Source organism: Geomonas agri (assembly GCF_020179605.1).
Taxonomy (GTDB): Bacteria; Desulfobacterota; Desulfuromonadia; order Geobacterales; family Geobacteraceae; genus Geomonas; species Geomonas agri.
Genome location: NZ_JAINZO010000002.1, coordinates 1,120,512 through 1,136,077, shown reverse-complemented (window position 1 = coordinate 1,136,077; position 15,566 = coordinate 1,120,512). Strand labels below are relative to the sequence as shown.

Annotated in this window: 9 protein-coding genes; 3 read left to right on the top strand and 6 right to left on the bottom strand. The window is 62.7% G+C overall.

The window, feature by feature from the left end; genetic code table 11:
* Positions 1-4 precede the first annotated feature (4 nt).
* The 5 genes from K7R21_RS16315 to K7R21_RS16295 form a co-directional block, all read right to left on the bottom strand.
* Entirely contained in the window at positions 5-508 is a 504-nt protein-coding gene (locus K7R21_RS16315; protein WP_224984334.1) for a hypothetical protein, read from the bottom strand.
* A gap of 108 nt (positions 509-616) precedes the next feature.
* The gene (locus tag K7R21_RS16310; protein WP_224984333.1) at positions 617-3,058 is read right to left on the bottom strand and encodes a homocysteine S-methyltransferase family protein; all 2,442 of its coding nucleotides are present in this window, start codon (positions 3,056-3,058) and stop codon (positions 617-619) included.
* 258 nt (positions 3,059-3,316) lie between these two features.
* A complete protein-coding gene (locus K7R21_RS16305) occupies positions 3,317-3,907 on the bottom strand; it encodes a GerMN domain-containing protein (RefSeq protein ID WP_224984332.1) in 591 nt (196 codons plus the stop codon).
* Positions 3,891-4,727 (bottom strand): glutamate racemase, encoded by an 837-nt coding sequence (murI, locus tag K7R21_RS16300; RefSeq protein WP_224984331.1) that lies wholly within the window; start codon positions 4,725-4,727, stop codon positions 3,891-3,893. The genes K7R21_RS16305 and murI overlap by 17 nt, the downstream gene beginning before the upstream one ends.
* Positions 4,728-5,000: 273 nt before the next feature.
* Positions 5,001-5,678: a DUF554 domain-containing protein gene (locus tag K7R21_RS16295; RefSeq protein WP_224984330.1), complete on the bottom strand. Its 678-nt coding sequence runs from the start codon at positions 5,676-5,678 to the stop codon at positions 5,001-5,003.
* Positions 5,679-5,969: 291 nt separating this feature from the next.
* Here K7R21_RS16295 and K7R21_RS16290 point away from each other — a divergent pair, with 291 nt between their 5' ends.
* Both K7R21_RS16290 and K7R21_RS16285 read left to right on the top strand, forming a co-directional pair.
* On the top strand, positions 5,970-9,416 hold the full coding sequence (locus K7R21_RS16290; protein WP_224984329.1) for a pyruvate carboxylase: 3,447 nt from the start codon (positions 5,970-5,972) through the stop codon (positions 9,414-9,416).
* Positions 9,417-10,032: 616 nt separating this feature from the next.
* A complete protein-coding gene (locus tag K7R21_RS16285; RefSeq protein WP_224984328.1) occupies positions 10,033-12,630 on the top strand; it encodes a cache domain-containing protein in 2,598 nt (865 codons plus the stop codon).
* 124 nt (positions 12,631-12,754) lie between these two features.
* On the opposite strand, the gene K7R21_RS16280 is transcribed toward K7R21_RS16285, so the two are convergent.
* The gene (locus K7R21_RS16280; RefSeq protein ID WP_263630720.1) at positions 12,755-14,041 is read right to left on the bottom strand and encodes a nitrite/sulfite reductase; all 1,287 of its coding nucleotides are present in this window, start codon (positions 14,039-14,041) and stop codon (positions 12,755-12,757) included.
* A gap of 207 nt (positions 14,042-14,248) precedes the next feature.
* Between K7R21_RS16280 and K7R21_RS16275 the strand changes: the two genes are divergently transcribed.
* The gene (locus tag K7R21_RS16275) at positions 14,249-15,538 is read left to right on the top strand and encodes a sensor histidine kinase (protein ID WP_224984327.1); all 1,290 of its coding nucleotides are present in this window, start codon (positions 14,249-14,251) and stop codon (positions 15,536-15,538) included.
* The last annotated feature ends 28 nt before the right edge of the window (positions 15,539-15,566 follow it).

The following is a 15,566-nucleotide window of genomic DNA, read 5'->3' as shown; positions in this document are numbered from 1 at the left end:
GGCTTTATTTGTCCTCGCCCGTGATCAGGTAATCGAGGATCACCTCATCCAGGCTACGATGGGTTGGAGATGCCGGGGGCACGGCAGGGGCAGGCGGTGCCGGAGGAGGCTGCTGCGGAGGACGCACCGGAGCTGATGCCACCGGGGCTTCCTGCGGAGCGGGGGATGCGGCGGCTGGTGCGGCAGCGGTGTTTTCCTTTTCAGGAGCGGGACGTTGCTCCTCGGCCGCGACTGCCGGGGCGCCATCGGGAAAGATGCGAGCATCGAACTCCCCGTTTTTAAGGCGGCGCATCATGTCCTTGTGCTGCTCTTTCATGATCGACTCGACCACCAGTTCCAGCTGCTGCACCTTGATGATGTCGGCATAGCTGGTCTTGGCGGACGCGAGGATGACCCCCCCGCGATAAAGCAGGGTGATAATGTGGGGATTGGCGACTCCGCTGTCCTCGGTCTGGACGTGGAAGAGTTCCCCTTTGTACCTGATGTTGTGGTTGAAACCTAGAACCATGCTACCCTCTACGCCAAATGGCGGACCCGTGGCAAGTTAGCACAGCGGGAGCGGCGTTGCAAGCGATATTGCGGACCCGTCCGGCTCCCGTTCACGCAAAAAAAGCGTTTATTTTGCCAGCAGTTCCTTGATGCGGGCCACCGCCTCCATGGCGTCCTTGGCGTACAGGTCGGCACCGATCTCGTCGGCGTACTGCTGGGTGACTACCGCCCCCCCCACCATGGTAAAGCTCTTCACCCCTTCAGACTTCAAGAGGGTCACCACCTTGTCCATCTGGGCCATGGTGGTGGTCATGAGCGCCGAGAGTCCCACCGCGTCCACCTGGTGGCTGCGTGCCGCTTCCAGGATCTTCGCGGCCGGCACGTTCTTGCCCAGGTCGATCACCTCGAAGCCGTTGTTTTCCAGGAGCGTCACCAGGATGTTCTTGCCGATGTCGTGGATGTCCCCCTCGACAGTCGCCATCAGGATCTTGCCGATGCTCTGCAGCCCGCCGCTGGAAAGTTCCTGCTTCAACCGGGCGAAGGCGGCCTTCATGGTGTCGGCGGAAACCATCACCTGTGGCAGGAAGAAGGAGCCGTTACCGAAGCGGCGGCCGACCTCGTCCAGGCCGACCAGGAGCGCCTCGGAGCTGATCTGCATCGGCGTAAGCCCCTCGGCAAGCGCCTCCTCCACCAGCGGCACCACGGCCTCGAGCTCGCCGGTGATGACTGCCTTGGCCAGGCGCCCGCGGATCCCTTCCGGCTCGGAGGCCTCGGCAACGGGCGCCGCTGCACCGGCGGCAGCAGCGGGCTGCACGGTGGCGCCCACGGACTGGCCCCGGTAGGCGTCGATGTAACCCGCAGCGTTGACGTCCTTGCCCAGGAGCACCATGGCGCTTCTCCAGGCGGACATCATCGGCGCCTCTTTCACGTTGACGATGGCGGAGGTGAGACCAGCCGCCATGACCATCGAGAAGAAGGTGGACGAGATCAGCGGGCGGCAGGGAAGGCCGAAAGAGATGTTGGATACGCCCAGGGTACTGTTGAGCCCCAGCTCGCTCACCCGGCGCACCGCCTCCAGGGCGACCAGCGCGCCCTTAGGCTCGGCGCTCACGGTGAGGGTGAGGCAGTCGACCACGAGGTCACTGCGCTTGATGCCGACGGACTGGGCGCGCTCGGCGATTTTCTGCGCCACGGCCACCCTCCCCTCGGCCTCGGCCGGGATGCCGGCGTCGTCCAGGGTGAGGCAAACCAGCGCCGCGCCATACTTCTTCGCCAGCGGCAGCACCGCTGCGAGGCTCTTCTCCTCGCCGTTCACCGAGTTGATCAGCACCTTGCCGTCGGCGGACTTGAGTCCCGCCTCCAGCGCCTCGGGGGAGGAGGAGTCGAGCACCAGCGGGGTCTGGACAGCGCCGGTGATACAGAAGACGGCGCGCTCCATGGCGGCCGGCTCATCGATACCGGGGGTACCCACGTTGACGTCGAGCAGCGTCGCGCCCAGTTCGGTCTGCTCCAGCGCCTCGCGGCGAATGTAGCTCACCTTCCCCTCGCGCAGTTCCTGGGAGTAAAGCTTCTTGCCGGTCGGGTTGATGCGCTCGCCGATCAGGGCCACCGGGTGCTTCTTGCCCATGGCGGCGAAGGAGCCGCGGCTGGAGACCCAGGTGGTGCCGTCGTCTTCCTTAGGTGTGAACGGAACCTGATTCCCGGCCAGCGCGTCCTTGATGGCAGCGATGTGGGCCGGGGTGGTGCCGCAGCAGCCGCCGATGACACGTACGCCTAGCCCGATCATACGGTCATGGTAGGCGGTCATCTCGTCGGGGGTGCCGGGGAAAACGGTAACGCCGTCCTTGAGGATGGGGAGCCCCGCGTTGGCCTGGGAGATGAGCGGCAGGGAGGTCACCTTCCTCATGGCGCACAGGATGTCGTAGATGCCGTCAACGCCCAGGCCGCAGTTGGAGCCGATGATCGAGGCGCCGGCAGCTTCCAGCGTGATGGCGGCCGCCTCCGGCGGCGAGCCCAGTACACTTCTCCCCTTCTCCTCGAAGGTAAGCATGGCGATCACCGGGATGTCGGCGGAGAGTTCGCGGATGGCGATGAGCGCCGCGCGGATCTCCTTGATGTCGAGGAAGGTCTCGAGGGAGATTGCGTCGCAGCCGGCGTCGATGAGTGCCTTGGCCTGCTCGGTGAAGAGCGCATGGGCCTCGTCGAAGCTCATGTCGCCCACCGGCTCCACGAAGCGACCGGTCGGTCCGATGGAGCCCGCCACGTAGGCGCTCTCGCCGGCCACCTCGCGGGCGATGCGCACCGCCTCCGCGTTGATCCGGGCCACCTGGTCGCCAAGACCGTAGTGGTCGAGCTTGGCCTTGGTGCCGCCGAAGGTGTTGGTAACGATGATGTCTGCGCCGGCATCGACGTAGGCTTTGTGTACCCCCGCCACCACCTCCGGCGCGGTCAGGTTCATTTCCTCGGGCGACTGTCCCGCCTTCAGCCCGCGTTCCTGCAGCATGGTCCCCATGGCGCCATCCAAAACCAGCACCCGCTCTCTAACCGCCTGCATAAACGGCATCTTCATCAGTCACCCCTAAATTTAGAGTCAAAAAAGCATCAACCACAGAGAACACGGAGGATCGCGGAGGAGCCCCAGAAAAGGATCACCCCTCCACGGTCCACATCCCCTCTCCCTCAGGGAGAGGGCTAGGGCGAGGGAGTTCCGCAGCCGGCAGAGCCCTCACCCGCCCTTCGGGCACCCTCTCCCAGGGGGAGAGGGTATTGGCGCAAGCTCTTCCTGATACTCTGTGGACCTCGGTGTCCTCTGTGTTCCGCTTTCGGTTTACTGTTTTTCCGGCGCCGCAGGCGCCTCCTTCTTCTCCAGCGTAAAATCCGCCGGGATGGGGGCGGAGAGGTCCAGGTGCCCCTTGAGCTCCTTGACCGGCACACCGTCCACCAGGAAGCGCACGGCTTTCACCTGCGGGAAGTTGGCCACCACGGTGTCGACCACGGAGTAGACCGCGGTCATCTCGGCGGAACTCCCCTCGGGCAGGCTATCCACTAGCTCCTTGGAGAAATTCACCTGCGCTACGTCCCCATCCAGGCGCGCCCCGATCACCTTCGCGTTGTGCGGCAGGGTCGGTGCCAGGTCCCCCAGCGGCCCCACCACCAGCTCGTCCACCACGCTGGCGATCATGTCGTCGGTGGTATCCTCGACCGCGATCTCGCGCCCTTCGCGCGCCAGCGACGATCCGTCCTGGTTGGAGAAGAACAGGGTCACCACGCGGGTGTCAACCTGCTCTGCCGGGGCGGCCGGCGGCGTCACCTTGGTCGCGGTCTGGTACTTTCTGAACACCAGCAGGCTGACCACCACGGCAAACACCAGGAAGGCGATCAGCAGGACGCCTTTGGCCCTGTTAGTACGTCTCTTCACCTTCCCCTCCTTCCTGCTCCTGCTCCAGGCTCACCTGGTACACGTCTCCGAGCTCGCCGCCGAGGAAACGATTACCGACCCTGATGAAACCGGCCGGGATGTCGGTGACGTAGTAGTGGTGATTGCCCCGCTCGTTCTCCGGCCGCAACAGGCCCTGCTCGGTGAGGATCTGCGCCACGGTGCGCGCGGTTTCCGCCGCGGAATCCACCAGGGTCACCTCCGGTCCCATAACCTGGGCGATAACGTCCTTGAGGATGGGGTAATGGGTGCAACCGAGCACCAGGGTGTCCACTCCCTGCGCCTTCAGGTCTTCCAGGTAGATGTGCGCAGTCATCCTGGTCACCTCGTTTTCCACCCACCCCTCCTCGGCCAGCGGGACGAACAACGGGCAGGCGCGATTTACCACCTCGATGTCGGGGTTGATCCTCTTGATCGCCTTGGTGTACGCGGAGGAAGCCACGGTGGCGGCGGTACCAATGACACCGACCTTGCCGGTCCTGGTGGCGGCGGCTGCGGCGCGGGCGCCGGGCTCGATAACCCCGACGATCGGGATGTCGAACTCCTGCTGCAGCGCGGAGAGCGCCACCGCCGAAGCGGTATTGCAGGCCACGACCAGGAGCTTGATGTCACGGTTCAGGAGGTAGCGCGCGATCTGGCGCGAGTAGCGAACGACGGTTTCAGGCGACTTGGTGCCGTAAGGAACGCGGGCGGTATCCCCGAGGTAGATGGTGTCCTCCTGGGGGAGCGTCTGCACAATTTCTTTAAGGACGGTCAACCCGCCCACGCCGGAATCGAATATCCCGATTGCTTTCCAGGCCAAAATCTTTTCTCCAATTACTTTTCCAGCTTGGCGATGATCTTTCTCGTCCCCTCTCCCTGTGGGAGAGGGTGCCCGCAGGGCGGGTGAGGGAGGGGACTCGCGCCAATCCTCTCACCCAGTCCCTCCACTCAGCCCAAAAAGCGAAGCTAAAGTGGAGCCTGCCCACCGAAGCCCGCAGGGCAAGGTGAGAAACGGGCCTGCCCACCGAAGCGCAAAGCGCGAAGGTGGGCGAAGTACTGCATGTTATTAAATTATTAGAGGGAATGTCAAGGTTTACGACACGAAGAGCATCACCAGGGGAGGTGCCAGGAACACGGCGGGGAGCAGGTTGCCCACCGGGACCCGCTTGACCCCGAGCATGTCGAGCCCGATAGCGAGGATCAAAAGCCCCCCCACCGCGTTCATTTCCTGCACCACCACCGGGGTCAGAATCTGCTGGGCCAGGGTGGCCGAGAGGGTGATGGCACCCTGGTAGAGGAAGAGGGGCAGCGCCGAGAAGAGCACGCCCGCGCCGAGGGTCGAGGCGAGCGCCACCGAGGCGATGCCGTCCAGCGCCGCCTTGGCGTAGAGGATGTCCGGGCGGGAGCCGAGCCCGTCCTGGAGCGCCCCCATGATGGCCATGGCCCCCACGCAGTAGAGCAGGCTCGCGGTCACGAACCCTTCGGATATCCGGCCGCTCCCCTTGAAGCGGTCGCCGATCCAGTTGCCGAACGCCTCCAGGCGCGCCTCGATGCCGAGCAGCTCGCCGATGATCCCCCCACCGATGAGCGAACCGATAATAATCATCGGTTGCTGACTCTTGAAGGCGAGCTGGATGCCGATAAGTAGTACGGCAAGCCCGAGCCCGGCCATGACGGTGCCCCGCACCTTGCTGGAGATGAGGTGACCCGCCTTCAAGCCGAGGGCACTGCCGATAACGATTGCCGCCGCGTTTACCGCCGTTCCTTGCATGATCATCTGGCAAAGATAGGAAGTTCTGGACGCCAAGGCAAGCAAAACCTTATCCCCGTGGTAGTCTATTCTGGTTTGGCGAAAGTATACAAAAATATAACATGATTCCATGATTGACATTCGAAAGGGAATCTGCTTTTATATGCCTCCCTTTGAATACACAATTAAACCCTCAGAAATTAAAGGGAAATTGGTTTTACCAATGTGGCGATGGCTGTTTTAAAACGGCAATAAAATTTCCATCATTTGTTTTAGTCTCGGTAAAAAAATACCCCCACTAAAGGAGAGGAAATGGAAGCACGGAAATTCAGGAAGGTGATGGCAGCTAACCGCGGGGAGATCGCAATCAGGATCTTCCGCGCCTGCACCGAACTCGGCATCAGCACGGTTGCCATCTATTCGGAAGAGGACAAGCTCTCGCTGCACCGCTACAAGGCTGATGAAGCGTACCAGGTCGGCAAGGGGAAAGCCCCCATCGACGCCTACCTCGGCATCGACGAGATCATCGCTCTGGCCAAGAAGCGCGAAGTCGACGCCATCCATCCCGGTTACGGCTTCCTGGCCGAGAACGCCGAGTTCGCCGAGAAGTGCGAGCAAAACGGCATCGCCTTCATTGGACCGACGGCAGAGATGCAACGCGCTCTGGGCGACAAGGTGGCCGCGAGGAAGGTGGCCAAGGCCGCCGGCGTCGCCACCGTTCCCGGCACCGAGGAACCCATCGTTCACGAGGAAGAAGCCCTCATCTTCGCCAAGAACTACGGCTATCCGATCATCATCAAGGCGGCGGCCGGCGGTGGCGGGCGCGGCATGCGTGTCGCCACCAACCAGAAAGAGCTCCTGGAGGGGCTGCAGTCCGCCTCCTCCGAGGCCAAGGCTTCCTTCGGCGATCCCTCTGTGTTCCTGGAGCGCTACCTGAAAAACCCCAAGCACATCGAGGTGCAGGTGTTAGGCGACGGCTACGGCAGCCTGGTGCACTTCTACGAGCGTGACTGCTCGATCCAGCGCCGCCACCAGAAGGTGGTCGAGTTCGCCCCATCACTGGCTCTTCCCGGTGACACCCGCCTCGCCCTGTGCACCGACGCCCTGAAGATCGCCAAGCAGGTGGGGTACCGTAACGCCGGCACCGTCGAGTTCCTTCTCGACGAGGAAGGACGCTACTACTTCATCGAAATGAATCCCCGTATCCAGGTCGAGCACACGGTCACCGAGATGATCACCGGCCGCAACCTGGTGCAGGCGCAGATCCTGATCGCGGAAGGCAAGCGCCTTTCCGACCCGGAGATCAACATCCCCAACCAGGGGTCCATCGAGATGCGCGGCTTCGCCATCCAGTGCCGCATCACTACGGAAGACCCGACCAACAACTTCGCGCCCGACTTCGGGACGCTCACCACCTACCGCAGCTCCGCCGGTTGCGGCGTCCGCCTCGACGCGGGCAACGCCTTCACCGGCGCACAGATCACGCCGCACTACGACTCGCTGCTGGTCAAAGTCAGCGCCTGGGGGCTCACCTTCACCGAGGCCGCCCACATCATGGACCGAAGCCTCCAGGAATTCCGTGTGCGCGGCGTGAAGACCAACATCGGTTTCCTGGAGAACGTGATCACCCACCCGGTGTTCCTGGCCGGCGAGTGCAACACCTCCTTCATCGACCAGCACCCGGAGCTTTTGGTGATCCCGGAGAAGAAGGACCGCGCCAACAAGGTGCTCAACTTCCTGGGCGACGTCATCGTCAACGGCTCGGCCGGCGTGGCCAAGCCGCTGCGCTCCGTAGAGCTCATCGAGGCGGCCGTGCCCGAGTACGACCCCTTCGGCCAGAAACCCAAGGGGACCAAGGACATCCTGCGCGAGAAGGGTGCCGAGGGGCTCGCCAAGTGGGTACTGGAGCAGAAGAAACTGCTGCTCACCGACACCACCATGCGCGACGCGCACCAGTCGCTTTTGGCCACCCGCGTCAGGACCTATGACCTGTTGAAGGTCGCCGACGCCACCTCGCACCTGGCCAGCGACCTCTTCTCCCTGGAGTGTTGGGGGGGCGCCACCTTCGACGTCTCCATGCGCTTTTTGAAGGAGGATCCCTGGCAGAGGCTGCACGCGCTCACCGAGGCGATCCCCAACGTCCTGTTCCAGATGCTCCTGCGCGGCTCCAACGCGGTTGGCTACACCAACTATCCTGACAACGTGGTGCAGCGCTTCGTGGCGCAGGCGGCCGAATCCGGCGTCGACGTCTTCCGCGTCTTCGACTCGCTCAACTGGACCCGTGGCATGCAGGTGGCGATGGAGGCGGTGCAGAAGTCGGGCAAGATCTGCGAGGCCGCCATCTGCTACACCGGTGACATCTCCGATCCCACCCGCACCAAGTACCCGCTCTCCTACTACGTCTCGATGGCAAAAGAACTGGAGAAGATGGGCGCGCACATCCTCGCCATCAAGGACATGGCGGGCCTGTTGAAGCCCTACGCCGGCTACCAGCTGGTCAAGGCGCTCAAGGAGGAAATCGGTATCCCGGTGCACCTGCACACCCACGACACCTCCGGCAACGGCGGTTCGCTGCTGCTCATGGCGGCGCAGGCGGGCGTGGATATCGTCGACGCGGCGCTGTCCTCCATCTCCGGCCTCACGTCGCAGCCTAACCTGAACGCGCTGGTGGCGACCCTGAAGGGGACCGAGTTCGACCCGCAGGTGAACGAGCGCGGCCTGCAGCAGCTCGCCAACTACTGGGAGACGGTACGCGACTACTACGCCCCCTTCGAGTCCGGGCTGAAAAGCGGCACCGCCGAGGTGTACCACCACGAGATTCCGGGCGGCCAGTACTCCAACTACAAGCCGCAGGTCGCAGGTCTGGGCCTCATCGAGCGTTGGGAAGAGTGCAAGGAGATGTACCACAAGGTGAACCTCCTCTTCGGCGACGTGGTCAAGGTCACCCCCTCCTCCAAGGTGGTGGGCGACATGGCCATGTTCCTGGTGAAGAACAACCTCGAACCCGAAGACGTCTTCGCCCCCGGCGCCGACCTTGCGTTCCCCGAATCCGTGGTCGGTTTCTTCAAGGGGATGATCGGCCAGCCCTACCAGGGTTTCCCCAAGGAACTGCAGAAGATCATCCTCAAGGGGCAGGAGCCCATTACCTGCCGCCCGGGCGAGCTGCTGGAGCCGGCCGACTTCGAGAAGGAGCGCGTCACGGCCGAGGCCAAGGTGGGACACCCCGTCAACGACGAGGAACTCATGTCCTACATGATGTATCCGAGCGTCTACGTGGAGTACGCCAAGCACCGCCAGGAGTTCTCCGACGTCTCGGTGATCCCGACCCCGATCTTCTTCTACGGCCTTGAGCCGGGCCAGGAAACCTCCATCGAGCTGCAGCCGGGCAAGACCCTGATCGTGAAGCTCAACGCCATCGGCAAGACCCAGCCCGACGGCACCAAGAAGATCTACTTCGAGCTCAACGGCAACGCGAGGAGCGTCACCGTGCGCGACCAGTCAGTGCAAAGCGACGAGGCCGGCCACGAGAAGGCAGACAAGGGCAACCCCAAGCACGTCGGTGCGCCCATGCCGGGCAAGGTCATCAAGCTTAACGTCAAGGTCGGTGACGCCGTCAAGGCGGGAGACATCCTCGCCGTGACCGAGGCCATGAAGATGGAGACCAACATCAAGGCCAAGGAAGACGGCATCGTCGCCGAGGTGAAGTGCAAGGAAGGGGGCAAAGTCGAAAAAGAGGAGCTCCTTTTCGTAATGGCATAGTCAAATTTGTTACTGTCACAAGGGGGGCTTTGCCCCCCTTTTTTTGTGTTCCAAACCCGGCCGCCAAATCGTTGGCGGCGCCAGTAATCTCGCCGCTTTTCGCTGCCTAAAATTGGTGCAATCTGCTGGAGACCTCCCCATTACGCCATTTTCATGCTGCTACCCCCGGGTTCTCCACATAGTTCTCCACAGCTAACGTGGATAGAAGAACTACTGCTAGCCGCAATCTACACCGTAAACGCCGCTAAGACCTTGATAGTTGTCCACTTTGGCGCCAGCGGGGTCGAAATCGACAGTAAATTGACGCCGCGGCCCTAAGCGTCCATTCTACAATCGCCCGTCCCAGCCGATCCTGACGTGGAGAAGTGCTTCAATACCAACCACATACAAGACACCTCTCTCATAAAAATTAACTAAATCTATCAGAGAAGTTGGCTTTTCCAGAAAAAGCCGCTAAAGTATTGGTAAAAACAAATACTAAAAGAGGATATTCACGTTGTGATTCAGCCAGGAGCGTTTATAAGAATTGGATGACAGAGGCTGCGTCTTCAAGCAGCGGTGCCGACCATAGACCGTGACCAAAACGGATCGGGAAGCAGCAGCCACCGGAGCCATTGTGGTTTTCACCAGCATTAAAACGAAGATGACCTTGGCCGTATTCCTCCTGGTCGCGGTCCTGATGGCGTTTTCCGCCGTCGGGTCTTTTTTGTTTTTTGAGAAGACCTTCAAAGAGAGCATCTCGCAGCAGCAAGCCGTCTTGCTGGACTCGCTGGCGACCCAGATCGACGACCGAATCTTCGACTTCACTAACATGCTGCACAACCTCTCCGGCCGCCTCAGCGCCGACGCAGTAGCCCACCCCGACAACGCCCAGCGCCTGCTCGATGCCGAGCAGAAACAACATGCCTTTTTCGACAACTCGCTGTTCCTCTTCTCCTCCTCCGGTAAACTCGTTGCCGCCACCCCCCGGGACCTGAACTTCATCGGCATGGACTTCTCTTTCCGCGACTACTACAAGGAGACCGTGAAACGCGGCACCACTTACATCTCCCCGCCGTTCGCCTCGATGCAGAAGCATAGCCACCCCATCATCATGTTCACCGTCCCCATCTTCAATGACAAGCGCGAGCTTGCCGGCATTCTCGGCGGCAGCATCGACCTGCGCCAGCAACACTTCCTGCGTTCACTGGCCGACCTGAAACTGGGCAAAAAGGGGTTTTTGTCCCTCTACGACAACCGGCGCAACGTCCTCATGCACCCGGACAAACGCAGAGTGCTGCGCCAGGACCTGCCGGGGGCCAACGAAATGCTGGAGCGCGCCCTGCAGGGCTTCCAGGGGACCTCCGAGACCATGACTCAAACCGGTATCCCGGTGCTGCGCTCGGTGAAGAGGCTGCGCTCGACCGGTTGGGTCCTGGCGGTTAGCTACCCGATCGACGAGGCCTATGCCCCGGTGTACGCGGCCAGGAACTATTTCATCGCCGGATCGCTGCTGGCCGCACTCCTCTCGCTATGCCTGGTCTGGCCCTTCATGCAGTACCTCACCAGGCCACTGGTCTCCTTCACCAGGCACCTGGAGCGGCTCCCGGCCATGGGCGACCTCGCCCACAAACTCGCCCCGGTAACCTCCGACGACGAGATCGGCCAGATGGCCCGCACCTTCAACACCATGCTTCTGGAACTGGAACGCTCCGCGGATTTCTACCTGACCCTGTTCGAGAACTTCCCGGCAATGATCTGGCGGGCGGGGACCGACGGCAAGGTCAACTACTTCAACAGGACCTGGCTCGACTTCACTGGAAGACCGCTGGAGGAGGAACTGGGCGACGGCTGGGCCAACGGCATACACTGCGACGACCAGGAATATTGCCTGAGAACGTACCGCGATGCCTTCGCGCAGCGGGCACCGTTCCAGATGCAGTACCGGCTCGGCCACGCCGCGGGCAGCTACCGCTGGATCATCGACATGGGGAGACCTTTCAACGGTCTGGATGGCAACTTCGCCGGGTACATAGGCACCTGTTACGACGTCACCGACCGGCTGCAGGCCGAAGAAGAGAGACGGGCCCTGGAGCACCAGCTGACCCAGTCCCAGAAGATGGAGGCGATCGGCACCCTTACCGGCGGTATCGCTCACGATTTCAACAACATCCTCACCGCGATCATCGGCTACAGCACGATGATGCAGGTGCAGCTGGAGCAGGATCATCCCCTGCAAGGGAAGGTGAGCGAGATCCTGCGGGCCTCCGAGCGGGCCGCGAACCTGACCCGGAGCCTGTTGGCCTACAGCAGGAAACAGGTGACCAACCCCGTCCCGGTCGGGCTGAACACGATCCTGGTAAACCTGGAGGTCATGCTGCGACGCCTGATACCGGAGCACATCGAGGTCAGGATGCAGGTGGGGGGAGAAGAACTTTCGGTACTGGCGGATTCGGGACAGATAGAGCAGGTGATCATGAACTTGGCCGTCAACGCCCGGGACGCCATGGTCAAGGGGGGCATACTGAGCATCTCGACCGATCGCATCATCCTGGACCAGGAGTTCGTATCGGCGCACGGCTACGGCGTCCCCGGGAGCTATGCGCTGATCACGGTGGCCGATACCGGTGTCGGCATGGACGAGAAAACCAGGGACAGGATCTTCGAACCGTTTTTCACCACCAAGGAGCCGGGCAAGGGGACCGGCCTTGGCTTGGCCATGGTGTACGGCATCGTGAAGCAGCATTCGGGCTTCATCAACTGCTACAGCGAACTGGGACACGGCACCGTGTTCAGGCTGTACCTACCCCTGATCGACGTCCCCACCCCCAGCCAGAGCATCGAGGTCGACGACACCGTGCACGGCGGTGAGGAGACCCTGCTCCTGGTCGAGGACGACGCGGTGATACGGGACATGGTGCGGGAGCTTTTGCAGGATTTCGGGTACCGGGTTATCACGGCGGTGGACGGGGTCGATGCCGTGGAGAAGTTCCAGGCGGCTGCGGGGAGCGTGGCGCTGATCATCATGGACGTGATCATGCCGCGCATGAACGGCAGGGATGCCTACCAGGCGATTGCCGCGATATCCCCAGGGGCGAAGGTGATCTTTATGAGCGGCTACACGGCCGACATCATCACCGACACCCTTACCATGGGCGACCCCCGCCATTTCGTTTCTAAGCCCATCAAGATCAACGAACTACTGGCGAGGGTGCGGGAGCTGCTGGACGAGTGAAGGGTGGAAAATCCAACGATCCCTGCAAGCAAATCGCCCTGTCCCCCCTTCGCAAAGGGGGGAACTTTAGGGCACGCGTATCGCTAGGGCAGCAATCATCACCACACGACACATTGAATGGGGTTTAAATCTTTTTGACCGCCGCCAGCAGCTCGGTCAGGTTGAGCCCCTGCTGCACCGGCTCGGCGAAGGGGCCGGCTCCGGCACGGTACAGGTCGAAACGGGGGGTGCGCCCGGCCTGGTCAGAAACCAGACGGGAGGCCACGATGCCCGCCTGCGCGAGCTGCGGTTGGGCACAGCAGTTGGGGCAGCCGGAGATCGCCCAGTTAAGCTTGAGCGCCTCTTCCCCGAGTTCCGCCACCACGGCCGCCGCCACGTCGCGGGTCGCGGCCAGCCCCATGATGCACTCGTGGTTGCCTGGGCAGACCCGGAACACGACACGCTCCGCCGCACTTTGATGCGCGAAACCCGCCAGTGCCAGCGCCTCGAGTGCCTCTGCCCGCTCGCTCCCCTGGACCAGGTGCATAACCACGGTCTGGTTTCCGGTCACCATGAGGATCCCGCCGCAGAACTTCCCTGAGACATCCGCCAGCGCAGCCAGCCCGTCGGCACTCAGCTCACCGGCGAAGACGTGCGCCTCCAGCCGGTCCTCTGTCGCTGCGGGTACCGGCACCAGGCTCCCGGTCAGGGTCGGCGCCGGCAGCGGCAGCTCTTCCAGCTCCTCCCCCAGCACCCTGCGCCGGAAATCCTCCTGCCCAATCTGACCCACGAGAAACTTCAGACGCTTGGGCGGCGGCGTGTTGGTCTCATACTCCACGAGCACCCGCTCGATCAGCGGTATCAGGGCCTCCTCGGCTACCCCTTGCACCAGCAAAAATCCCGGCTGGGGTTCGCGCCCGAGACCGCCGCCGGCGTAGACGTCGTAGCGCGCCCTGCCGTCGTCGCTAGGTGCCGGAACGAAGGCCAGGTCCTGGATCAGGTGCCTCTTGCTCGTCGTGTCCGCCTCGACGCCGATCTTGAACTTCTTGGGGAGCTTCTCGAAACGGGGATTGCCAGTAAAATGCCGATGAATCTTACGCACCAGCGCCTCCAGCGCCGGCGCTCCCGCCGCCGACAGGCTGCCGCAGATGACGCCGCGCACAGCGCCGCCGCAGGCACCGCGATTGTACAGTCCCACCTGGGCCAGTTGTGCCGCTACCACCGGCAGGTCCGCCTCGGTGAGCCAGTGCAGCTCGATGCTCCCCCTGGTGGTCAGGTGCACCACCCCGCGCGCGTACCGCTTGGCGAGTTGCGCCACCTTGAGCGCCTGGTCGGCCGAGATGATGCCGGCGGGAAGCTTGACGCGCTGCATGAAAAATTCCTTCTGGCGCTGGGGGTAGATCCCCTCGAGGCGCAGGTTCTTGTCCGTCATGATAATGCTCTCCTGGTACGTCTGGTCTGCCGGGAGCCGGCGTGGCCTCCGATACTACCTTTTTTGACCGGCTCCGTCATCTGGAAAAGCTGGTTGCGGAAAAACCCTTCAGAAGCATCCCGGCTGCGCCGATGAGGTAGAGGTGCCTCCGGCCAGGTCGGCTGAGCCGGTGCGGGCGCCTCAACGAAGCCGCGCGGAACAAGCATCATGAACGAATTTCCCGACCAACCAGAAATACTTGTCGTCGACGACAGCACCGCTGTCCGCCAATACGTGGGTTCTCTGCTCGCGACGGCGGGGTACCGCGTCCGCGAGGCCGTCGATGGGGCCGGCGCTCTCGCCGCCCTGCAAACGGCGCAGCCGGACGTGGTGCTCCTCGACGTGGAAATGCCCGGTCTTTCCGGCCTGGACCTCCTGCGTACCCCGACCCTGCACGACCGCATCTACTCGGTCATCCTATTCACCACCCAATCAACCCATGATCAGGTCGCGGCGGGGCTCGATCTCGGCGCGGACGACTACGTCATCAAGCCCTTTCAGTCGGTCGACCTCCTGGCCAGGATCCGCGCCGCCGTGCGCAGCACCCGCCAGAAGTCGGCCCTGGCCCGCGCCCGCCAGGAAATGGAGCAGACCCTCGCCAAGCTGCAAAAGACCCAGAGAAAACTGGTCGAGCAGGAAAAGGTGGGCGCCGTGGCGCGTCTTGCCGCCGGCGCCGCACATTACATCAACAACCCGCTCGGCTTCGTGATGAGCAACCTCACCACGCTGGAGCGGTACTCCCTCGCCCTGCAACAACACGCAACTGCCCTCACCGAGCTGCTGCGCGCCGCCGACCCCGGAAGCGAGGAGCGCATTGCCGAGCTGGAAAAGAAGCACCGCTTGCGCCAGATCAACCTGGACCTCCCCGCACTGTTGCAGGAGACCCGGGAGGGTGGCGGGCGCATCGCGCTGATCGTGCAACAGATGGCACAGCTCGAGCTGGGGCTGGCCAACCAGGGCGTGCAGCGGCTGGAACTGGTCACGGTGATGAAGCCGCTGGTGGACATGATCACGGTGCTCGCCCCGCCGGAGACCGAGGTGCACTGGTCCCAACCCGACCACGACATCACGGTGGAAGGATCGCTGACCCTGCTCAACACGGCATTGATCGCACTCCTTAAAAATGCCTGCGAAGCTCTGGGGACCACCCCCGGTTGCATCAACGTCTCCATCTCTTCCCAGCAGGAGCTTGCCGAGATAACCATATCCGACAGCGGTCCCGGCATACCGCAGGACCAGATCCCCTCGCTCTTCGACCCCTTCTTCACCACCAAGTCCCCCGACAGCCACGTCGGCCTTGGCCTCACCATCGCCCAACGTTTCATTGCCGGACACGGCGGCCGCATCCTCATTTCCAGCGACGCCTCCGGCACCTGCGTCCGGGTCGAGCTCCCCCTGGCGCCGTCCGAGACGCCCACCAGATTAACACAGACTAATCCAGGAAATTCGACCACTTAGAGGATATTTCGCTCAAGCGGGGGGCATT

Bases quoted from the DNA above. Each gene is read 5' to 3' on its own strand.
- K7R21_RS16315 (WP_224984334.1), bottom strand. From the start codon at position 508: ATGGTTCTAGGTTTCAACCACAACATCAGGTACAAAGGGGAACTCTTC.
- K7R21_RS16310 (WP_224984333.1), bottom strand. From the start codon at position 3,058: ATGAAGATGCCGTTTATGCAGGCGGTTAGAGAGCGGGTGCTGGTTTTG.
- K7R21_RS16295 (WP_224984330.1), bottom strand. From the start codon at position 5,678: ATGCAAGGAACGGCGGTAAACGCGGCGGCAATCGTTATCGGCAGTGCC.
- K7R21_RS16290 (WP_224984329.1), top strand. From the start codon at position 5,970: ATGGAAGCACGGAAATTCAGGAAGGTGATGGCAGCTAACCGCGGGGAG.
- K7R21_RS16280 (WP_263630720.1), bottom strand. From the start codon at position 14,041: ATGACGGACAAGAACCTGCGCCTCGAGGGGATCTACCCCCAGCGCCAG.
- K7R21_RS16275 (WP_224984327.1), top strand. From the start codon at position 14,249: ATGAACGAATTTCCCGACCAACCAGAAATACTTGTCGTCGACGACAGC.